The organism is Agarivorans gilvus, assembly GCF_001420915.1.
Lineage (GTDB): Bacteria > Pseudomonadota > Gammaproteobacteria > Enterobacterales > Celerinatantimonadaceae > Agarivorans > Agarivorans gilvus.
Map to the genome: position 1 here is coordinate 1,791,518 of NZ_CP013021.1, position 22,983 is coordinate 1,814,500.

Consider the following 22,983-nt stretch of genomic DNA (forward strand, 5'->3'; position numbering starts at 1 on the left):
CCCATCACGAGGGGCGGGCCATGTGCTGTTGCCAAGTGCCCAAGCGGGCTTGAATATCCTGTTGAACTTGCTCGGCGAGGCTCTCTAGCTGCTGTTGGTCGTAACCCTCGGCTAAAATCGCAAACTCTAGATTACTTAAGCGGGCAATCACCAATTGTTTTTGTTGTTCGGTATAAGAACTAAATAACTCACCCATGGCCGCAATAAACTCATCGCGCTGATTAAAACCGCCATGCACATGAATCGCTTCAATGATATCCAGAGAAACTAAGGCTAAGCCGCCCACTCCAGATTCGGCCAACCAAGACTGGCTCTGATTAAGAAAATAACGGCGATTGCCCAAACCCGATACAGGATCTTGCAAGGCTTGTTTTCTTAGGCTGTTCACTTCCTGCACCTGAGACGCAAATTGCTGGGCAATGTTGTCTGACATGTGGTTAATTGCCCCCACCACACTGCGTAGCTCTTGAGTACGCGGCAGGGGAATGGCCTGACCAAAGTTGCGCTGTTCTATTTGCTTGGCTTGCTGCTGGATCTGCTGTAACGGTTTAAGCAAATAACGTAGCGCGCGGATCAACACCAACACCGTGATCAGAAAACCCACTAAAAACAGTTTGGCCAAGTCCACCATAGCAGACCATAACTGCAAATAGGCATAGCCGGGGTGCCCCACCACCGTTAACTCGCCCAATTGCATCCAGCCACTGGTCAGTACTTGCTTTTGTTCGCTGGGTTGGAATAAATCCAAGTTGGTAAACCACTGCGGTACACCGGCGATAGTGGGGCTATTGTGGCGATCTATCAGCTGATTATCGGTAAACAGCTGCAAACGAATTTGCTGATAATAACCACTGTCAAACATTGCGTTGATCACCGACTCTGCGGCCACCATGTCGCCACTTTCCAAATAAGGACTCAGCGATAAACCTAAAGAAGTGCTGGTATTATTCACATCAGATAGCTGCTGCTCGGATAAATAAGCGCGAGTATTGCCAATTTCGATACTGAATACTACAGCCAATAAGCCGCCGTAAATCAGCAATACGACAAGTAACAACTGGCGATATAAGGTCATAGTGTTCCCCTAAACATCGAAACTCTTCACTGGTTTTTTTAATTTATTGAGCCGCCAACGTTGCTGGAGATCGGTCCAAAGCTTCAAGCGGCTCGCCTTACCGGCCAGTTGGCCACGCCCCTTTTCTTTCATTAGCCATAGGTGTTGACCATTAAAGCTATAAATAGGCACTAAATCTTCTCGCTGGGTGGCAGGCAAAATAGTTGGATTAATATTGTCGAGCAAAATAGGCACCGACGAAGGCGTGGGATAATAGGCCACCACCATATGAAATTGATTGTAAGTCAATGATTTAACATAGACTAGGCGCATCTTATCATCACTCACGCCCAGCTCGATTAAAGAAAAATATTTGGCAATACTAAAGTCGTCGCAGTCACCAGCGGCAGCACCTAAAAACTCAACCGGCGTCGCCCAGTAGTCTTTTTGTCCCCACACTTCGATATCGTCAACAAACTGCAGCTGGTTAAAGAAATCGTTTACCGAGCTGAGTTTGTCGGTCTCACTGAGTTGGCCGCTATCGGCGATGAGTTGTCGCCAAGCGCGCACTCTTAACTCGGCCTTTTCACCATAAAAAGAGCGCACCGTGGCGGCCAGTTCCTCTAATTGATAATTAGCGGCAACCAGCAATAGGGGACATAAAATAAAAGCTAGCCAGCCAAGGGCTAGTTGCCGCAACATGCTTAGCCTATTGTTTTAAGTGAGGTGTATAAACAGACCATTTGGGTACCACCGTTCGATATTGCTGCTGCACATAAACGCGGACTCGGCGATTAGCCGCTTCCGATTGGACATCTTCCCCCTGCACCAGCAGTTGAGCTTCGCCAAAGGGCTGTAATTCGACTCGCTCGGCGACTATTCCATAGTTGTCGAGCAACAACAGCCGCACCTGCTGTGCTCTGCGCTGCGAAAGCGCTAAATTGTATTGTTGTTCACCCGAGGCACTGGCATAACCTTCAACACTGATTTTCACTTGAGGGTAACGATTTAAAAAATCGGCCACCTGCTGCAATTGAGGATAATATTCACTGCCCAACTGACTGCTATCGTGCTCAAAAAACACCATTAATTCATAGCCATCATCGTGTCGCTGATAGGCCGAGCACCCGTAGTTATCCACTTTCGCACCCTGCTCGGTATTGGCGCAGCGATCCCGCTGGTTAATCACCCCATCACTGTCTTGGTCACGGCGGTCATAATTTGCCGGCAAGCCTGTATATGGGCTAATCGCCTGACTACAGCCGCCGAGCAAAGCTGCCAACGCCAGCCCTAGTGCTAGCCGCCTCATTCAAACTCCCAAGCTTGTGGGCGCTCTACTCGCAAGGCATGTAATAGCTTACCGGTGGCATTGAGAATACGGTATTTTGCGCGTAACTCGTCGATGTCGGCGCGAATATACTCGTTTTGCGCCTCAAACAATTCGTTTTCGGTATTCAGCACATCCAGCAAGCTACGTTTACCCAGAGTGAATTGTTTTTTGTAGGATTGCACGGTTTGATAACTGGCCTCTACATGTTGCTGCAAAAAGGATTTTTGTCTTAACAGTACATCCCAGGCATTCCAAGCCAAACGGGTTCCTTCAGTCACTTGGCGGTGAGCATCTTCACCAATGGCCTTGGCACGGTTTACATCGTAAGCACTACGTCGAATTGCTGCGGCATCGGTGCCACCGTTGTATAAGTTATAGCGTAGCCGCAACATGGCGGCTAACTCGTAATCCTTAGAGTTATCAATAGCATTGGGGTTTTTATCCCAGTTGCCATCTAACTCCAAGGCGATTTCCGGGTAGTTGGTTGACTTGACGACGGTATTTTCGGCAGTGGCCGCTGCTACATCGAATTGCGCCGACTTAAGAGTAGGATGATTGTTTATTGCCTCGGCTAAAGCGGTGTCCATATCGGCGGGCAATAAGTCTAGATCCGCTTCGGGTTGCACCAAGTCTTGCGGCAAGCTGTTAACCACCCGCAAAAATTGCGCTTCGGCGTCGAGCAGGTTGTTTTTTGCCGACAGGGTATTGGTGGTAGCACGAGCCACCCGGCCATTCACCTGAGTGTAATCAGCACTCGAACCCAAACCTGAGTCGGTGCGCTTTTTGATGTCTTTTTGAATGTCTAAGTGGGTCTGTAGGTTGTTCTCGGCCAATTCCAGCAACTGCTGTTGCTTAATCACTTCCAGATACACATCCACTACTCGCAGCGCGATATTCTCGGCATCGTTATACAGCAGCCATTGGTCGGCCAGCGCTTCGCTTTCGGTGCGAGACACTTCACCAGTAGTGGCAAAACCATTAAACAACAATTGGCGAATACTAATGCCCAACTCGGTAGGGTTGGCATTACGCACCGAACCAGTATCATGCTGCTCCCAGCCGGCTCCGGCAGTAAGATCTACCGTAGGGTAGTAGCCGCCTTTCGCTCCCTGATAGCGTTCTGAGCTCGCTTTAAATTGATTAAACGAAGATTGCAATTGCGGGTGTTCTGTAAGCACCTTGGCTACAGCCTGTTCTAAAGATTGAGCCAATAAGGGGCCGCTACTAAAAAAATACTGGCCACTAATACTAGAGTCAGCTTGTTCATTAACACTCCTTGTTGTTTGCTGAACAAAAATTTAGCAAACAGGTTTATCGTTCCCGTAGCGCCGATTGCTGCGCTTTGATAATCGGTTTTAATAAGTAATCCAGTATGCTCTTCTTGCCGGTAACAATATCAACACTGGTTAACATGCCAGGAATAATCGGTAAAGGTGAACCATCACTACCCAAATAGTTTTTATTGGTTCTCACCAGCACCATGTAGAAACTATTGCCATCTTCATCAACGATGGTATCAGCACTAATTCGTTCTAGTTCACCATCCAAACCACCGTAGATAGAAAAATCATAAGCGCTGAATTTAACTACAGTTTTAAGCCCCGGACGAAGAAAAGCAATATCTTTCGGTTGAATTTTAGCCTCAATTAACAACTGATCTTCAATCGGCACGATCTCCATGATACTCATACCCGGCTGGACTACCCCGCCCACCGTATTGATATGGATTTTTTTAACCGTTCCCTTTACTGGCGATACCACCGAGGTTCGGTCGACGCGGTCACGTAAGCTTACCTGACCTTCGCTAAGCGGCTCTAACTGTGCTTCGATTTGATTTAATTCACGGCGAGCCTCGCTTAAAAAATTTAAGGCAATATCGCGACGTTTATATACCGTTTCGGCAATGGCGCTGTGGATCTTAGGCCCGAGTAGCTTACTGCTTTCTAACTCGCCATTCAGATCATTCGCCTGACGCCGCAGCTTTAGCAGCTCTACCTGAGAGACCACGCCTTCTTTGGCTAAAGGCTCGGTAATATTGAGTTCTTCTAATACCAACTTATAACTTCTATCGAGGTAGTTGATTTTTGATTTCAACTCCACCAACTCTTGTTGCTTTTGCTCAATTTGCCCAGCGGTAATAGAAAGCTGGTTTTTTAGCGCATTAAGGCGAGCTGCTTTCTGTAATTGCTGTCCAGACACCTCAGAGGGATGTTGTTTGGCATATTCCGCGTCAAAATCAATCTGTTTGTCGATGACCCTGACCTGCTCAGCCCATTGTTCTGGCGGTAGATCTGAATTGATTTCAATACTGGCAATTTCACTTTTTAATCGCGCAATATCACCCTGTAGATTAATCACTCGTTGTTGCTGTTCACGAAAATCGGAGCGAAACCGAGTATCATCTATCAATAGTAACGCTTGCCCGGGTTCAACCTGATCGCCCTCTTGCACCAAAATTTGCTTAAGGATCCCGCCTTCGAGGTTTTGAATGGTTTGCACTTGCTGAGAAGGAATCACCTTGCCGCTACCAACGGTGACTTCATCTACCTTGGCCCAATGAGCCCAAGATAAAGCACAGCCAAACAAAATAAAAATTAACCACAACAAACGCCGCGAACGATGTGGCGTTTTCATTAAAATGGCCGCATTAATGTCGTCAACAAAGCGCAGTTCTGACTCAGATAAAGACGGTTGAGATTTACTCACTGGGCGCCCTCACTTTACCGCTGCGTAATAACTCCAATACCTCAGCTTTTGGGCCGTCGGCGACCACTCGGCCTCGTTCCAATACGATAATTCTGTCCACCAAATCTAACATCGACATTTTATGGGTAATTAGGATGAAGGTTTTATCTTCCGCCACTTTGGCTAAACGTTGCTTAACCAAGTTTTCTGAGTAGGCATCCATACTGCTGGTTGGCTCATCTAATACCAACACTGGAGGGTTAAACAACAAGGCGCGAGCCAAGGCCACAGCTTGGCGCTGGCCGCCAGACAAATACAGCCCCCGCTCACCCACTTGACGATCCAAACCTTGTGGATCGATGTCGGTAAACTGGCTCACCCCAGCCAAATCGGCGGCACGAAAAATCAGCTCATCTTCAATATGCGGTACCCCAAGGGTGATGTTTTCGCGGATTGAGCCGTAAAACAAATTGATGTCTTGCGGCAAACAGCCAATCTTTTGCCGAATATCGGCGGGGCTAATTTGGTTAAGATCGACCCCGTCTAAACGAATCGCGCCTTGCTGGGGCAAATAAAAACCTAATAACAGCTTTTCTATACTGGTTTTACCCGCACCTATTTTACCGATAATCGCCACCTTCTCTTTGGCTTTAATCGATAAATTCAAATCTCTTAATACCTGCTGCTCGGATCCAGGATAGCTAAAACTCACATCGCTAAAACTCACCGCACCATCGAAGTGCTTACGGTGCATGTAGCGCTCTAAGTTTTCATCCGGCAGCTGCATAATGGCTTCAAGATTTTCTAAGGCTGACTGGGCCTGATTGTAACGCGTGGCCAACAAGGATACCTGCGAAAACGGCACAAGTGCTCGACCGGTTAGCATCACCGCTGCTACCAAGCCGCCCATGGATAAATGGCCTTGGGAAATTTGAAATACCCCCACCACCACCAACAGCACCGTAGTACTTTGTGAGACAAAGGCGTTAACACTGCCCACCGAGGTGGCGAGCTTGCGGATAGCCATATTCCAATTGGCGATATTGCCCACCAGCTCTTCCCACTTATGCTGAAACTGACTCTCGGCCCCGGCCAATTTCAAGGACTCTATACCATTTAAACTTTCGATAAGATGAGCGTTTTTTTGACTGGCAAAACGACTGCCTTGTTCCACTTCATGGCGCATTTTACCTTTGATATAAAATGAGTAGGCCAACATCACCAAGGCCGCGCCAATGGGAACGATCGCTACCGGTCCGGCAACAAAAGCAATTACCGCAAGAAATAACAAGGAAAATGGCACGTCGACCAAGGCGGCTACTGTAGCGGAGGTAATAAATTCACGAATAGAATCAAATTCTTGAACATTTTTAGCAAAGGCTCCCACCGACGGCGGCCGCACCTCTGCTTTAATATTCAGCAGCTTCTCAAAAATCCGCGCAGACAATAAAATATCCGACTTTTTAGCAGCCAAATCCAAGGTATAAGCGCGCATTTGTTTAAGCGCAAAATCGAAGATCAATACCAAGGCCATACCGGCTGTTAGCACCCACAGAGTATCGATGGCAGAGTTAGGCACCACTCGGTCGTAAACGTTCATCACAAATAAAGGCGATGCGATGGCAAATAGGTTCAAAAATAGAGAAGCGATTAAAGCATCTCGGTAAATCGGAGCCGAGCGACGCAGGGTATTCCAAAACCAATGCCCTTGCTTGTTGCTTAAAGACTGAGGAGAACGCTCATCAAAGCGATAACGTTTGCGAATATAACAACAAAAGCCGGTATAACTCTCAGCTAATTGCTCTAATGCAATATGTTCATGACCATCGGCCAACTCTGGCCAAGCCACTTCCAAGTGGTCATCGCTACGCGACAACAAAACACAACTACGCCCATCTTTGAGTAATAAGATGCAGGGCAAGAGTAAATCGGGGATCTTATTAATTGGCTTTTTAACGAGGGTGGCATCCATTCCGGCACGCAAGGCCGCTCGCGGCAGCAGAGCGGGAGTGAGTAAGCCGTCTTCCAAAGGCAAGCCTGCCGATAGAGCTCGGGCTGAGAAAGGTTTGCCATAATACTTAGACAAAAACACTAAACTGTTAAGTAGCGGGTCAATCTGTTTGGCGGTGATATCTAAATCTTGATATGCGTGCTGTTTCTTCGCGTCCTGCACCTAGCTTCCTTTAAATAGTCAAAACATTGAAGGAAAGCCCCAGCCTCCCTTCAACCATCAGTGTAGCCTAATTTGAGGGCTATTTGTCTACATTAAGTTGTTGATCGTCAAGTAGTTGGCTCAAGATTTCACTATCGCTCATGCCGCTGAAATCCACATCTAGCAAAGTGATAGTTTGATGAACGGTTGAACCATTATCTACGCCATCTATATCAATGGAAACAATGGTATCGATGCTAGTGCCGTTATCTATCTTTTCAAAAGATAGATAAGATTCTAAATTGCCCTCGTTCTCACCTTGTAGCAAGTCGCTAAGATTAAGCACATCAGCGTCACCATCGACTTTAAGGGTAAAGTCAGTAATCACATCGTTACTGCTGCCCTGCTCATCTCCGGCCAGCCAAGCAAACATGTCACTGTCGTCACCACCAGTGAGAATATCATTGCCTTGGCCACCAATTAACAAGTCAGCTCCATCGCCGCCCTCCAGTTGATCATCACCGGCATAACCCACCAAGGCATCATCGCCCGCACCACCGCTCAGAGTATTATTGTGTTGATTACCCACCAGTACTTCATCGCCGTCGCCACCGTCAATGGACTTACCATGCACCCCTACTAACTCGGCGCTAGCGCTATCCATAACGCCGTCACCGATAATGGTATAGTCAAATTGTTCTTGAACATCCGTATCAAAAGATTTTTGGTACACCGCGTTGCTGGTATCGATAGTTAAATGCAGTTGATACCAACCACTATCGTGCTCGTTATCGGCCTGTACTTGGATGTAGTACTCGCCCTCTGCAGGAGCGGTAAAGCTACCGCGCGGGCCCTGCCAATCTTCGGTGAACTTGTTAGTTCCATTATCGGTGAGTAATTGATTACCATCGGCATCGAAAATAAAAGCATCTACTTTGACCCGCTCGGCACCACTGACAAAGGCCATATTGACCCATAAGGTCTCACCTTCAGCCAGACTGACTTTGATCCAATCTTGATCGGCAAGGTTGCTGTCATCGCTATCGTTTTCGAGCTCACTCTGGTAGGTAAAGGAATAACCGTCACGAATAATTTGCGGAATGTTGCCATCATTAAGGCTAAATAACGAGCGATCACTCAAATCAACAGCTTGATGGCCTAAAAAGTCAATCCAATCTACATCCTCGGCTCTGGCAATAATCGACAGTTGCTCAGTTTCAAAATTGCTATCGTGAATACCTAAACCCACTCCATCATCGGAATCAAAGTGGATTTCGTCACTACCACTCACGCTACCGCCCACGGGGTTATCTACCCCATCAAAACTGATGTTATGACCAGTATCGTTCCACAATAAGGCTAAACTTGGCACAGTGATGGTGGAATGACCATCTTGGTTGGTTAGTATCATGTCACGGTTGGCATCAAGCACAGCTTCAAATTGAGTATTAATAACTAAATCGATAGAGTTCGCATCACCATCGAAGTCGGTGACCGTAACGGCGAAGCTTTCTTGCTGCCCCCACCCATCGGCGGCTAAATCAAGCTCATAAGAGTAAGCTCCGGTGACGAAGTTCAGCATCAACAAGCCACCCAAGGCCGTAGTCAAGTTCAGAGTTTTAGCCTGCTCAGGATCGGCATAGGGATCGTAACTATAGCGAACGCCATCAACCACGATTTCACTGACAAAACCATCATCGGCGCCCACCATAAAGCCATCGGTAGAAGCGGTGCGGAGTAAGCCTAAGGAGGCTTCAACTTGCCCATCCAAATAGGTTTCTAGAACCGTAATGGCTAAGTCATTAGGATCGTCCACAATGAAGGCGTATTCATCAGTGGCAGACTCCGAGGCCACATCCTTAAGCACCTCTAAATCAGCCTTACCAATGCCTATCCCATAACTGGTATCAATGTTATCGCGAACAAAGTTATCCCAGGCGGTTAAACCACTTCCCCCTTGATATTGAACAGTATCGTCAATGCCATAACCTAGGTTAGGCTCACCGTCGGAAATAAAGTAAAGCAGGGAATTGTCGGCACTTGGTTGCTGGTCTGAGCCGCTACTGGCAATGACTTCATTTAACGCCGCGTCATAGTGAGTGCCGCCACCTGAGCTGAGATCGTTTAAGAATTCAATCGCATCGGCAACGTTGTCGCTAATCCAGCCGCTGCTTTTTACATTGTCTGAAAAACCGATAATCTGAATATTTACATTACCTCGTTCATCGGCTTGTTCAATCAAGGCCGTTAGCGCTTCCACCGCAATATTCAAGTAATTTAATCCATCGCCGTGCTCGCCATTGGTCATACTGGCAGAAGTATCCAAAACCAAGACTAAATTGGTGGTGGCAGGCTCAGGGCTAGAGGTAAAGCTGTGAACAATATCGCTACCAATCGGTTGGTCATCTAAAATGCTCACCTTGAGCTGACTCTCACTTACAAAGCCGCTACTTGGTTGACTGACGATGTAAGTAAAGTTCTCACTCACATCATCACCAGCTAGATTCGCTTGAGTAAGTTGGTATTGATAATCACCAGCAGAGTGGCCGTTATAATCGGCGGTATAAACACTCAATTCACCATAAGCACTGGAAATACTGATCACCCCATTTGCATCTGGCGTATAGGGCTGGCCTTGATAAGTCACACTAGTAAGAACCAATCCATCCTGCAGGCCCTGATCATTACTAAGCAGGTTCCCCTCGGCTAAGGTGTCGGATTCGTTAGGCTGAGAACCGATAGCTAAACCTGATTCAGCGACTTGTGCCACATCGCTAGTCAAATTCAGCACATTACCGGTAACTTGGGCTGAGCTCTGATTGCCATAACTGTCTTGCACAACATAGGAGAATGCCACACCACCGCTAGCATCAGTATTGGCGGTGAAAGATAACTCTCCCGCTTCATTCACATGCACTACACCTTGAGCCAATACAATATCTTGAGCAAAGCCTGGTCTGAGAGCATGCCCGTCGATGGATTGAATGCTTAGGCCATCCCCTTCGGGATCCGAATCGTTAGCCAATAAATCTAAGTCTACCGTTTGTCCGGCTTCTAGATGAGAGAAGTCATCATTCTGGGCATCTGGCGCTTCATTTACTCTTATCACATTGGCAATGTCGCTATCGCTGGCGCTCTTGCCATTGGCGGTGACTTCCACGCTGATGTTCAGCTCGCTTAAGTTTAAGCTGTCATCATTCACCGCAGTCACACCCGCAGCGGTTAGCTTCACTTGTTGGCCATCGAGGACGAAGTAACCATTGTCGTTGTTAAGCAATTGGTAAGTCTGGGCGTCGCCTTCTGGATCGCTGGATGTGAAGTTGGCCACCACCGTATCGGTACCCACCGCTTCTTCGGTGACATCCTGAGCGACCACTTCAATCGATGGACCTTCATCCACCCGCAGAATATTCGCCACATCACTGTCGCTGGCACTCTTGCCATTGGCGGTGACTTCTACGCTGATGTTCAGTTCACTCAAGTTTAAGCTATCATCATTGACTGCCGCCACACCGGCTGCGGTTAACTTCACTTGCTGGCCATCGAGAACAAAGTAACCATCATCGTTATTTAATAACTGGTAAGTCTGGGCGTCGCCTTCTGGATCACTAGATGTGAAGTTCGCCACCACCGTATCGGTGCTAACAGACTCTTCGGTAACATCCTGGGCTACTACGTCAATCGATGGGCCTTCATCCACACGGATGACGTTAGCAGTGTCACTGTCGCTGGCACTCTTGCCGTTGGCGGTGACTTCCACGCTGATGTTCAGCTCGCTCAAATTCAAGCTGTCGTCATTCACTGCCGCCACACCGGCTGCGGTTAACTTCACTTGCTGGCCATCGAGAACAAAGTAACCGTTGTCGTTGTTAAGCAATTGGTAAGTCTGAACATCGCCTTCCGGATCACTGGATGTGAAATTCGCTACCACCGTATCGGTATCCACCGCTTCTTCGGTAACATCCTGCGCCACCACCTCAATGCTTGGGCCTTCGTCCACTCGAAGCACATTCGCCACATCGCTATCACTGGCAGTCTTGCCGTTGGCGGTGACTTCTACGCTGATGTTCAGCTCGCTAAGATTCAGGCTGTCGTCATTCACTGCCGTCACACCGGCTGCGGTGAGTTTGACTTGCTGGCCATCGAGGACAAAGTAACCGTTGTCGTTATTTAATAAGCTGTAAGTCTGGGCATCGCCTTCCGGATCACTAGAGCTGAAGTTGGCCACCACCGTATCGGTGCTTACCGCTTCTTCGGTGACATCCTGGGCTACTACGTCAATCGATGGGCCTTCATCCACACGGATGACGTTAGCAGTGTCACTGTCGCTGGCACTCTTGCCGTTGGCAGTCACCTCTACACTGATGTTCAGTTCACTCAAGTTTAAGCTATCATCATTGACTGCCGCCACACCGGCTGCGGTTAACTTCACTTGCTGGCCATCGAGAACAAAGTAACCATCATCGTTATTTAATAACTGGTAAGTCTGAACATCGCCTTCAGGGTCACTAGATGTGAAGTTGGCCACCACCGTATCGGTGCTAACAGACTCTTCGGTAACATCCTGGGCTACTACGTCAATTGAAGGGCCTTCATCCACTCGAAGCACATTGGCGATGTCACTATCGCTGGCGCTCTTGCCGTTGGCGGTGACTTCCACGCTGATGTTCAGCTCACTCAAGTTTAAGCTGTCGTCATTGACCGCCGCGACGCCGGCTGCGGTGAGTTTCACTTGCTGGCCGTCGAGAACAAAGTAACCGTTGTCGTTATTTAATAATTGGTAGGTCTGAACATCGCCTTCCGGATCACTGGAGCTGAAGTTGGCCACCACCGTATCGGTATCCACCGCTTCTTCGGTAACATCCTGCGCCACCACCTCAATCGATGGGCCTTCATCCACTCGAAGCACATTAGCAATGTCGCTGTCGCTGGCACTCTTGCCGTTGGCGTTGACCTCTACGCTGATATTCAGCTCGCTGAGGTTGAGGCTGTCATCATTCACCGCCGCCACGCCGGCTGCGGTGAGTTTGACTTGCTGGCCATCGAGAACAAAGTAACCATCATCATTATTTAATAACTGGTAAGTCTGAACATCGCCTTCAGGGTCACTAGATGTGAAGTTGGCCACCACCGTGTCGGTGCTTACCGCTTCTTCGGTGACATCCTGCGCCACCACCTCAATCGATGGGCCTTCATCCACTCGAAGCACATTAGCAATGTCGCTATCACTGGCAGTCTTGCCATTGGCGGTGACTTCCACGCTGATGTTCAGCTCACTGAGATTGAGGCTGTCATCATTCACCGCCGCCACACCGGCTGCGGTGAGTTTCACTTGCTGGCCATCGAGGACAAAGTAACCGTTGTCGTTATTTAATAAGCTGTAAGTCTGGGCATCGCCTTCGGGATCGCTAGATGTGAAGTTCGCCACCACTGTGTCGGTATCCACCGCTTCTTCGGTAATATCCTGAGCAACGACCTCAATGCTAGGGGCTTCATCAACTGGTGGAGGGCTGCCATCATCAATACGCGAAATGTTCAGCTCACCGCTATCTACTGCGGTCAAACCATTGGCTTCCGCTTGAATAGTAATATTTATTGAGCTGAGGTTTAATTGCTGGTCATTGACTGCAGCCACGCCGGCTTCTGTTAGTTTGATCTCATTGCCATCAATAACAAACCACCCTTGGCTATCATTAAGTAAGCTGTGGGTGATAGCGTCACCATCTGGATCACTGGAAGTAAAACTGGCCACCACTGTACTGGTGTCCACCTCGCCTTCAGTTACCGACTCAACCAACAAACTAATAGTCGGTGGCTGGTCAGGGCTAGGTGCAGGAGGCTCAGCGGCATTGGGAGAAACTGCGGCAAACAGCTCAGAATCAACCTCTCTTGGAGGAAGCTGATCTGGTACAAGAGGATTAAGGCTATCAAACCCTGTTTCAGCTATAGTTTCATCCCCGGTACGCTGAATTGCGATAAAACCACCGTTGCCAGAACTTGCTCCAGTCGTAGCTCCACCAGCAGCCGTCGCTTCAAACAATTCAGTTGGATCAGCGCCTTGCAAAATAGCTTGTTGTAAGGCATCAACATCAAGCTCATTGCTGGCAGTAAGCTGTGGAATAGCGGCTTGCTCATCCACAAGGGGAAGTTGAGTAGCGCTATTATCGCCCAGCAAATACTGTTGTTCACCATAATAAAAGCCCAGCTCAGCGCCTTCTGAGGTAATAATCAATTCTCCAGGCAAGACCATAGCTCCGGGTTGCAGCGTCCGAATACTACCTTGCGCATCAACCGCAAATGCCTGACCCTGAAGTGAAACTATGGTTGCACTGACTTTAGCAATGCTCTGTTCCATTTGATTATTCCTTTCAATCTGTAATAACGTTGGCTAGCGATAGCAATAAAATCACTATCGAACAAGCTTGGAGTATAAATTTTAGCCAAGCCTGTCGATTTGAACGAATGACATTTTCTAATCTCACATAAGCATGAGTCTTAAGAGTTTGAATCAACTATAAAAAAATAAATGACAAAAATATAAATAAATAAAATTCATAAACTCATGAAGATAAACTAAAGTAATCATGAACTAAAATCCCAAAAAAGGAAATAGTTCCTATAGTGAACAAATCGTCGCTAGAGCCTAGCTAAATCTGTAAATTCTGGTTTACAAACGGCTAGAAAATAGAGGAAGGGAAAGGATCTAGGGGCTTTACTCATAGAGTAAAAACAATTAAGGCCCGCTAGAGCGAGCCTTAATAAATACAGTCTAAGTGACTAAATTACAGTACGTCTACTGCATTTAGGTCAGCAAAAGCTTTCTCAAGGCGAGCAACCATAGAAGCTTGACCAGCACGTAACCATACACGTGGGTCGTAGTATTTCTTGTTAGGAGCAGACTCACCAGTTGGGTTACCGATTTGACCTTGTAGGTAATCGTGGTTTTCAGCTTCGTATTGACGAATACCATCCCAAGTTGCCCACTGAGTATCAGTATCGATGTTCATTTTGATAACACCGTAAGAGATAGACTCTTTGATTTCTGCTTCAGAAGAACCAGAACCACCGTGGAATACGAAGTTTAGAGAGTTAGCAGGTAGACCAAACTTCTCTGAAACGTACGCTTGTGAATCACGTAGGATGGTTGGAGTTAGTACCACGTTACCCGCTTGGTATACGCCATGTACGTTACCGAAAGAAGCAGCAATAGTGAAACGGTGGCTAACAGCACTTAGTTTCTCGTAAGCGTAGGCAACATCTTCAGGTGAAGTGTAAAGCTCAGAAGCGTCCATATCTGAGTTATCAACGCCATCTTCTTCACCACCAGTACAACCCAATTCGATCTCGATGGTCATGTTCATTTTAGCCATGCGCTCTAGGTATTTAGCACAGGTTTCAACGTTCTCTTCTAGAGACTCTTCACTTAGGTCAAGCATGTGAGAAGAGAATAGAGGCTTACCAGTTTGAGCGAAGAATTCTTCACCAGCGTCTAGTAGACCGTCGATCCAAGGTAGTAATTTCTTAGCAGCGTGGTCAGTGTGAAGAATTACAGGAACACCGTAAGTTTCAGCTACAGCGTGTACGTATTTCGCACCAGCAACCGCACCAAGGATTTGTGCACCTTGACCTTCCAATTTAACGCCTTTACCACAGAAGAAAGCAGCGCCGCCATTAGAAAACTGAATAATAACAGGAGCTTTAACTTTAGCTGCAGCTTCTAGTACGCCGTTTACAGAGTCAGTGTTTACACAGTTAACTGCTGGAAGAGCGAAGTTGTTTTCTTTGGCAACGGCAAATACTTTTTGTACGTCATCACCAGAGATAACACCAGGTTTTACGAAATCGAAGATCTTAGACATGGATTTAATCCTATTTTCTGTCGTTTTAAAAAATAAAAACGGTAAGTTTAAATTCTTGTAGACGTTTACTCACAACCCCTGCAGTTTAACAGAAGCAAGTTAGCTGCGCAGCAAACAATAAAGCGGAAAAACCTTTCCGCTTTATTTATCAGTGTAACTAATTAGCCTTTAGCACGCTCTTCAAGCATGGCTACAGCAGGCAATACTTTACCTTCTACAAACTCTAGGAAGGCACCGCCACCAGTAGAGATGTAAGAAACGTCAGCTTTGATACCGAACTTGTCGATAGCGGCTAGCGTGTCACCACCGCCCGCTACAGAGAAACCTGCAGATTTAGCGATAGCTTCTGAAATACCTTTTGTACCCGCTTCGAAGTTTTTGAATTCGAATACGCCAACAGGGCCATTCCAAAGAATTGTTTTAGCGTTACCAATAATTTCAGCAAGAGCGGCAGTTGAATCAGGACCTAAGTCAAAGATCATGTCGTCATCTTGTACATCAGCAACATTCTTGATTTCAGCTTCAGCGTTTTCATCAAAAGCTTTAGCACAAGCCACATCAGTAGCCACTGGAATTGAACACTCTTTCATCAATTTTTGTGCAGTTTCAACTAGGTCTGCTTCGTAAAGAGATTTACCTACGTTGTTGCCAGCAGCTGCGATGAAGGTATTAGCAATACCGCCGCCCACTACAAGTTGGTCAGCAACTTTAGATAGAGACTCTAGAACAGTAAGTTTAGTTGATACTTTAGAACCACCAACGATAGCTACAAGTGGACGCTCTGGGTTGTCCATTGCTTTACCTAGAGCTTCTAGCTCAGCAGCAAGAAGAGGACCAGCACACGCAACAGGAGCGTAAGTACCTACACCGTGAGTTGACGCTTGAGCACGGTGAGCCGTACCAAATGCATCCATAACGAAGATGTCACAAAGAGCAGCGTATTGCTTAGAAAGCGCTTCTTCGTTTTTCTTCTCACCCTTGTTGAAACGAACGTTTTCAAGAACAACCAACTCACCAGCGTTAAGCTCTAAACCGTCTAGGTAATCTTTGGCTAGTTTAACTTCGCAATCTAAAGCGTCGTTTAAGTAATTAACTACAGGAGCTAGAGAGAACTCTTCTGCGTATTCGCCTTCAGTTGGACGACCTAGGTGAGATGTCACCATAACCTTCGCGCCAGCTTCTAAGCAAAGCTTGATAGTTGGAAGAGATGCTAGAATACGTGCATCAGAAGTAACTTTACCGTTTTTTACTGGAACGTTTAGATCAGCACGAATAAAAATACGTTTGCCTGCAAGATCTAAGTCGGTCATTTTGATAATTGACATTATCTGTCCTCTACATAGTTTCAAATTAAACTTACAGTTTAGCCCGCTTGGCTAAACCTACAATTCCGTTTTACCCATTAATTCCGCGGTGTCTAACATACGATTGGCAAAGCCCCATTCGTTGTCACACCATGCCAGTACCTTCACTAGGTGCTGACCACTTACCCGCGTTTGCGAACCATCAATAATGCTTGAACGACTATCGTGATTAAAATCGATAGACACCAAGGGTTCTTCGGTATAGCCCAAGATACCGCTTAATTTACCGCAAACTGCTTGTTGAATGGCTTGATTTATATCAGAAACTGTAACTTTTTTACACAATGTTACACTCAAATCCATCGCCGTAACATTTTGCGTCGGCACCCTTACTGCAATCGCCTCAAACTTACCGGCAAATTTAGGTAAAATTCGTTCTACCCCTTTTGCCAGCTTGGTATCAACGGGAATAATTGATTGCCCCGCGGCACGCGTTCTACGCAGATCACTATGGTAAGCATCGATGACTTGTTGATCGTTCATAGCCGAGTGAATTGTAGTAATAGTACCACATTCTACCCCAAAGGCTTCATCTAAGACCTTAATCACTGGCACGATACAATTGGTAGTACAAGAGCCATTCGATACCACTTTGTCATGCGAACTTAAATATTCATCATTCACACCATAGACAATGGTTTGGTCTACGCAAGGATCGGCAGGATGGGAAAACAAAACTTTTTTCGCACCGGCGTCAAGATGCATTTGCGCATCGGCTACTGAGCTGAAACGCCCGGTACACTCCAGCACAATATCAACATCTAGTTGTTGCCAAGGAAGTGCCAAGGGTGAGCTTTGATGACAGAGTTGAATACGCTGCCCTTCAACCAACAGGTGATCCTCTTGCAGCAGCACATCTCCGGCAAAAGTACCATGGGTAGAATCGTATTTGAGTAAGTGGGCGATTGCATCAGGGTTGGCCAATTCATTGATGGCTACCACCTTAATCTTGTGCTGACGTTCAGACTCAAATAAGGCGCGCAATACACTGCGACCAATTCGACCAAAGCCGTTAATTGCCACACGAAGCACTTGCTTAGACATAAAAATCCATCTTTTATCACTAGCTAAAACAAAGAACCCTCTTGGCAGAGGGCTCTGTTTTTTTACTTAACTAACTTCAACTTGGCTTAGAGTAACTCGTTAGCCATGTTCACTAAGTTTTCTTTAGTGAAGCCAAATAGTTTGAATAGCTCATCGGCAGGAGCCGATTCGCCGAAGCTAGTCATACCTAGCACTTTGCCATCAAAGCCAACGTACTTGTACCAGAAGTCGGCAATACCCGCCTCTACGGCAATACGCTTACGTACTGCATTAGGCAATACTGACTCACGGTATTCAGCAGACTGAGCATCAAACACGTCGGTAGCAGGCATAGACACTACTCGCACCGCCTTACCGGCTGCGCTCAACTCTTCATAAGCAGCAACGGCAAGTTCAACTTCTGAGCCAGTCGCGATTAGAATCAGTTCCGGTGTACCAGCACAATCTTTCAGCACATAACCACCACGCGCTACATCAGCTAACTGCTGAGCATCACGCGCTTGAGGAGCCAAACCTTGGCGCGAGAAAATCAATGACGTAGGGCCGTCCGTACGTTCTACTGCATGGCGCCAGGCAACCGCAGATTCCACAGAGTCACAAGGGCGCCAAGTGCTCATGTTCGGCGTCATGCGCAAGCTAGCAGTTTGCTCTACAGCTTGGTGAGTTGGGCCGTCTTCACCCAAACCGATAGAGTCGTGAGTGTAAACAAAAATAGCCGGCTGCTTCATTAAAGCGGCCATACGTAGCGCATTACGGGCGTACTCCATGAACATTAAGAAAGTCGCGCCGTAAGGTTTAAAGCCACCATGCAGGGTGATACCGTTCATAATGGCAGACATACCAAACTCACGAACACCGTAGTGTAGGTAGTTACCTGATGCATCTTCAGGGCTTACTGCAGTAGAGCCAGACCACATGGTTAGGTTAGATGGCGCTAAGTCGGCACTGCCACCCAATAGTTCTGGTAGTTTAGGACCGAAGGCTTCTAAGGTTTTTTGTGAAGACTGACGAGTCGCAATCTTAGTTTGGCTAGCTTGTAATTCACTGATGTAGTTATCGGCGAATTCTTGCCAATCGCTAGGTAATTGACCTTCAACGCGACGCTTGAACTCAGCCGCTAATGCTGGGTGAGCAGCTTCGTAACCAGCAAACAGTTGATTCCACTCAGACTGAGATTTCTCGCCACTTGGCTTAGCATCCCAAGCTTGGTATACCTCTTGAGGGATCTCAAAGGCAGCATGTGGCCAGTTTAAAAACTCGCGTGCCGCAGCAATTTCGTCAGCACCTAGTGGAGCGCCGTGACAGTCATGAGAACCTGACTTATTTGGTGAACCAAAACCGATAATGGTTTTACAGCAAATTAAGCTAGGCTTGCTGGTTTCAGCTTTGGCCGCTTTAATCGCTGCCGCAATCGCTTCGCTATCATGACCATCAACACCGGCAACCACATGCCAGCCGTAAGCTTCAAAACGCTTCACTGTATCGTCGGTAAACCAACCTTCAACTTCACCGTCAATGGAGATGCCGTTGTCATCCCAGAAAGCCACTAATTTGCCAAGGCCTTGAGTACCGGCAAAAGAACAGGCTTCGTGAGAAATCCCTTCCATCAAACAACCGTCACCCATGAACGCGTAAGTGTAATGGTCTACCACAGGGAAACCTTCACGGTTAAACTGAGCAGCTAACACTTTCTCTGCTAATGCCATACCTACCGCATTGGTAATACCTTGACCCAAAGGACCAGTGGTAGTTTCCACGCCTGGAGCGTAACCATACTCTGGGTGACCTGGCGTTTTAGAATGTAATTGGCGGAAGTTTTTCAGCTCTTCAATAGGTAGCTGATATCCAGAAAGGTGCAACAAAGAATAAAGCAACATTGAGCCATGGCCATTAGATAAAATGAAACGGTCACGGTCAGCCCAATTTGGGTCGTTGGGGTTATGCTTTAAAAAGTCACGCCATAACACTTCAGCAATATCCGCCATTCCCATAGGTGCTCCTGGGTGGCCAGAATTAGCCTGTTGAACGGCGTCCATGCTTAATGCGCGAATCGCATTAGCCAGCTCTTGACGAGAAGACATGTGTTGCTCCTGAATAATCGTTGTTGAAGGGGGTCTAAAAATAATCGGCACATTGTCACAAAGAGAGGACTAAAACTGCAACCCATTCTTGAGGCTTTTTCACGGAAAAGCTAAAAAAACAATGAAAATGACCAAATAAGTCAGCTTTATTCTGAGCAAAACCGCCAAAACCCAAAAGCTCACCACAAATTCTGTGTATAAGCGAGAGCTGCCGAACAGGCGCAGAATTTTTACCCAAGGACAACGCCAGTTACAAAACAATTAACTGTAAAAATATTAATCAAATGAATTGATTGACAGCGATCACATTTCTTTGATTACAATCATGTGTGTAGAATGAAAAATTCCGTACCCTACTGGCGCCTCTCGAGCTAGGTGTAAAGTAAGCAATAACAGCGCTCACGATTAAAGGATTAGCTTAATTCTCGGTAAGCCACAGGCAAGCAACTTACCTCCCCATTACCACTGCTATTCTTTTTCTTGCTAGTTAACGCTCCACCCGGCTCAGCGCATATGCAATGTGTAGCCAGAGGACACAAAGGCGATGAGTAGGACTTCAGCTCATCGACAATCGAACATCGAATCGCGCTAAACATATTAAGGTTTTAAAGAATAAATGCCTAAATCACCCAATTTTCGGTTTTTTCAAGGTGGATTACTGAAACACCGCGCCACACCTCTGTTTTACACCACACGCTATGACTACATGATTCTAATTGGGCTATCGGGAATTATTGGTGGTGTGGTTGGCTTGGTGATTTCCTTATTTGAGCAAGCGATTCAATTAATAGGTGCATTTCGATTAGATTTATTCGCAGGCAGCGAGCTAAACCCCGTCTTAGTCATTGCAGGAGCGGCTTTAGTAGGCGCAGCGATGACCGCCTTTGGCTTTTGGCTCACCGCCCGTTTTGCTCCAGAGGCTGCTGGAAGCGGTATTCCCCACCTAGAAGGCGCGCTAGATGGCCTGCACCATATTCGCTGGAGACGAGTGCTCCCGATTAAATTTATTGCCGGCGCATTTACCATTAGCTCAGGCATGATCTTAGGTCGCGAAGGCCCTTCTATTCAAATTGGCGGCTCAGTGGGAAATATGTTTGCCGGCAGTGCTAAACGTTACCAGCATGCCACTCATATTCTTACCGCCTCAGGCGCGGCCGCAGGTTTAGCCGCAGCCTTTAACGCTCCCTTAGCTGGAATACTGTTTGTTATTGAGGAAATGCGCCCGCAGTTTCGTTACAACATTACCTCTTTTAAATGCGTCACCGTGGCCAGTGCTGTGGCCACTATCGTAATGCGAGCCTTACATGGCCAAGACGCCGTCATGGATGTCCCCCACTTTGACGTTCCCTCTTTAGTATCTTTGAGTTTTTTCCTGTTTCTCGGGATTATCTTTGGCATCGTGGGGGTGTATTTCAATAAATGGATTTTATATACCACCGATAAAGTCAGCCAAATGCAGGCGAGCAAGGTAAGCCGAGTGGTCATCACCGGCGCGCTGTTTGGTGCAGTGTTCGCTATGCTGCAACAGTTTAGCCCTTCACTGACTGGCGGCGGCATTGAGTTAATTACCGAGCTATTTTTACACCCTACTACTTGGGGCATCTTGCTGCTTATTTTTGCCCTGCGTTTATTTGCTACCATCGCCTGTTTCGCTTCAGCAGCTCCTGGTGGCGTATTTGCGCCCATGTTAGCCTTGGGCACCTTATTGGGATTAGCCTACGGCAACTTCATGGCAATATATTTCCCAGATTTAATTCCCCAACCAGGAATTTTCGCCATAGCGGGCATGGGGGCCTTATTTGCCGCAACGGTAAGAGCACCGGTAACGGGGATTATTTTGGTGGTAGAAATGACCGACAACTACCAGCTTATTTTGCCGCTGTTAGTCACCTGTATGGGCGCCACCTTGATTGCTCAGATCCTCAAAGGTAAACCACTGTATTCTGAGCTACTTAAACAATCCCTTAGAAATAATCCCGAAATTAAACGCCAAGCCAACGAAGCAAAAGAAGCCAAAGAAGCCAAAGAAGAGAGCTGAGCCTAGCTCCCCGCCCCGTTCCATTTTCGCACTACCAGATTAAACACCCTGGTAGTGCAAATAAATTTGATAAATTTAATTTGCGAACTAAAATAGACGTCCAGATGGTAATACATCCATACGTTTAAAATTTAATTGACGAGATCGAAACATGGCTACTCATTTATTTACTTCAGAATCTGTTTCTGAAGGACATCCCGACAAAATTGCTGACCAAATTTCAGATGCAGTGCTGGACGCAATTTTAACGCAGGATCCCAAGGCCCGTGTAGCCTGTGAGACCTACGTCAAAACCGGCATGGTAATGGTGGGCGGAGAAATCACCACCTCTGCTTGGGTTGATATTGAAGAATTAGCTCGCAGCACCGTGCGCGAAATTGGTTATACCCATTCAGATATGGGCTTCGACGCCGACTCTTGTGCAGTCCTTAACGTAGTAGGTAAGCAAAGCCCCGATATTAATCAAGGTGTTGACCGCTCCCGCCCAGAAGACCAAGGTGCTGGCGACCAAGGTTTAATGTTTGGTTACGCCACCAACGAAACCGAAGTATTAATGCCTGCGCCAATTACTTACTCACACCTATTGGTAAAACGCCAAGCTGAAGTACGTAAGAATGGCACCCTTGACTGGTTACGCCCCGATGCTAAATCACAGGTCACCTTTGCCTATGAGAATGGCATTATTACCGGTGTAGACGCTGTGGTTCTATCTACCCAACACTGTGACAGCATTTCAACTGCCGATTTACGTGAAGCAGTAATGGAAGAAATCATCAAACCAGTATTACCAGAGCAATGGCTTACCAAAGACACTCAATTCCACATTAACCCAACTGGTCGCTTCGTAATTGGCGGGCCAATGGGCGACTGTGGTCTAACCGGTCGTAAAATCATTGTAGACACCTACGGTGGTATGGCGCGTCATGGCGGCGGTGCCTTCTCCGGTAAAGATCCATCAAAAGTAGACCGCAGCGCCGCTTATGCTGGTCGTTATGTAGCGAAAAACATTGTTGCTGCTGGGCTTGCCGACCGCTGTGAAATCCAAGTGTCTTACGCGATTGGTGTAGCAGAACCCACTTCCATTAGCATCGAAACCTTTGGCACTGGCAAACTGTCAGAAGACAAATTGATTGCCCTAGTACGCAAGCACTTCGATCTTCGCCCTTACGGCATTCTAAAAATGCTTGATTTAGAACGTCCAATTTATCAAGCCACCGCGGCCTACGGTCACTTTGGCCGTGAAGAATTCCCTTGGGAAAAAACCGATAAAGCAGAGCAGCTAAAGAGTGAAGCCGGCCTTTAAGCCCGCTGTTCACTAGCTAAAATAAGCCGAAAGGGTATAGTTCCTTTCGGCTTTTTATTTTCCAAACCGTAGG

Annotated in this window: 13 protein-coding genes; 2 read left to right on the forward strand and 11 right to left on the reverse strand. The window is 47.0% G+C overall.

The window, feature by feature from the left end; all coding sequences use genetic code 11:
* Positions 1 to 4 precede the first annotated feature (4 nt).
* The 11 genes from AR383_RS08400 to tkt all read right to left on the reverse strand — a co-directional run bounded on the left by AR383_RS08400 (position 5) and on the right by tkt (position 19,569).
* Positions 5 to 1,075 (reverse strand): LapD/MoxY N-terminal periplasmic domain-containing protein, encoded by a 1,071-nt coding sequence (locus tag AR383_RS08400; RefSeq protein ID WP_055732724.1) that lies wholly within the window; start codon positions 1,073 to 1,075, stop codon positions 5 to 7.
* A gap of 9 nt (positions 1,076 to 1,084) precedes the next feature.
* Positions 1,085 to 1,756, reverse strand: a complete 672-nt coding sequence (locus AR383_RS08405) for a transglutaminase-like cysteine peptidase (protein ID WP_157051683.1) — start codon at positions 1,754 to 1,756, stop codon at positions 1,085 to 1,087.
* Positions 1,757 to 1,763: 7 nt separating this feature from the next.
* On the reverse strand, positions 1,764 to 2,363 hold the full coding sequence (locus tag AR383_RS08410) for an OmpA family protein (protein ID WP_055732725.1): 600 nt from the start codon (positions 2,361 to 2,363) through the stop codon (positions 1,764 to 1,766).
* Positions 2,360 to 3,595, reverse strand: a complete 1,236-nt coding sequence (locus AR383_RS08415) for a TolC family outer membrane protein (RefSeq protein ID WP_055732726.1) — start codon at positions 3,593 to 3,595, stop codon at positions 2,360 to 2,362. Before AR383_RS08415 ends, AR383_RS08410 begins: the two co-directional genes overlap by 4 nt.
* A gap of 100 nt (positions 3,596 to 3,695) precedes the next feature.
* Complete coding sequence (locus AR383_RS08420; RefSeq protein ID WP_055732727.1) at positions 3,696 to 5,090, reverse strand: HlyD family type I secretion periplasmic adaptor subunit; 1,395 nt, start codon at positions 5,088 to 5,090, stop codon at positions 3,696 to 3,698.
* Positions 5,083 to 7,242 (reverse strand): type I secretion system permease/ATPase, encoded by a 2,160-nt coding sequence (locus AR383_RS08425; RefSeq protein WP_083481552.1) that lies wholly within the window; start codon positions 7,240 to 7,242, stop codon positions 5,083 to 5,085. Before AR383_RS08425 ends, AR383_RS08420 begins: the two co-directional genes overlap by 8 nt.
* A 79-nt stretch (positions 7,243 to 7,321) precedes the next feature.
* Positions 7,322 to 13,576: a retention module-containing protein gene (locus AR383_RS08430; RefSeq protein ID WP_055732728.1), complete on the reverse strand. Its 6,255-nt coding sequence runs from the start codon at positions 13,574 to 13,576 to the stop codon at positions 7,322 to 7,324.
* Between the two features lie 427 nt (positions 13,577 to 14,003).
* A complete protein-coding gene (gene fbaA, locus AR383_RS08435) occupies positions 14,004 to 15,080 on the reverse strand; it encodes a class II fructose-bisphosphate aldolase (protein ID WP_055732729.1) in 1,077 nt (358 codons plus the stop codon).
* 161 nt (positions 15,081 to 15,241) lie between these two features.
* Complete coding sequence (locus tag AR383_RS08440; protein ID WP_055732730.1) at positions 15,242 to 16,405, reverse strand: phosphoglycerate kinase; 1,164 nt, start codon at positions 16,403 to 16,405, stop codon at positions 15,242 to 15,244.
* A 57-nt stretch (positions 16,406 to 16,462) separates the two neighbouring features.
* Positions 16,463 to 17,488 carry an erythrose-4-phosphate dehydrogenase gene (epd, locus tag AR383_RS08445; protein ID WP_055732731.1) on the reverse strand — a complete coding sequence of 342 codons (1,026 nt, stop codon included), beginning with the start codon at positions 17,486 to 17,488 and terminating at the stop codon, positions 16,463 to 16,465.
* Positions 17,489 to 17,574: 86 nt separating this feature from the next.
* Complete coding sequence (gene tkt / locus AR383_RS08450; RefSeq protein ID WP_055732732.1) at positions 17,575 to 19,569, reverse strand: transketolase; 1,995 nt, start codon at positions 19,567 to 19,569, stop codon at positions 17,575 to 17,577.
* Positions 19,570 to 20,185: 616 nt separating this feature from the next.
* Between tkt and clcA the strand changes: the two genes are divergently transcribed.
* On the forward strand, positions 20,186 to 21,607 hold the full coding sequence (gene clcA, locus AR383_RS08455) for a H(+)/Cl(-) exchange transporter ClcA (RefSeq protein ID WP_055732733.1): 1,422 nt from the start codon (positions 20,186 to 20,188) through the stop codon (positions 21,605 to 21,607).
* Positions 21,608 to 21,758: 151 nt separating this feature from the next.
* The gene (gene metK, locus AR383_RS08460) at positions 21,759 to 22,910 is read left to right on the forward strand and encodes a methionine adenosyltransferase (RefSeq protein WP_055732734.1); all 1,152 of its coding nucleotides are present in this window, start codon (positions 21,759 to 21,761) and stop codon (positions 22,908 to 22,910) included.
* Positions 22,911 to 22,983: the final 73 nt, after the last annotated feature.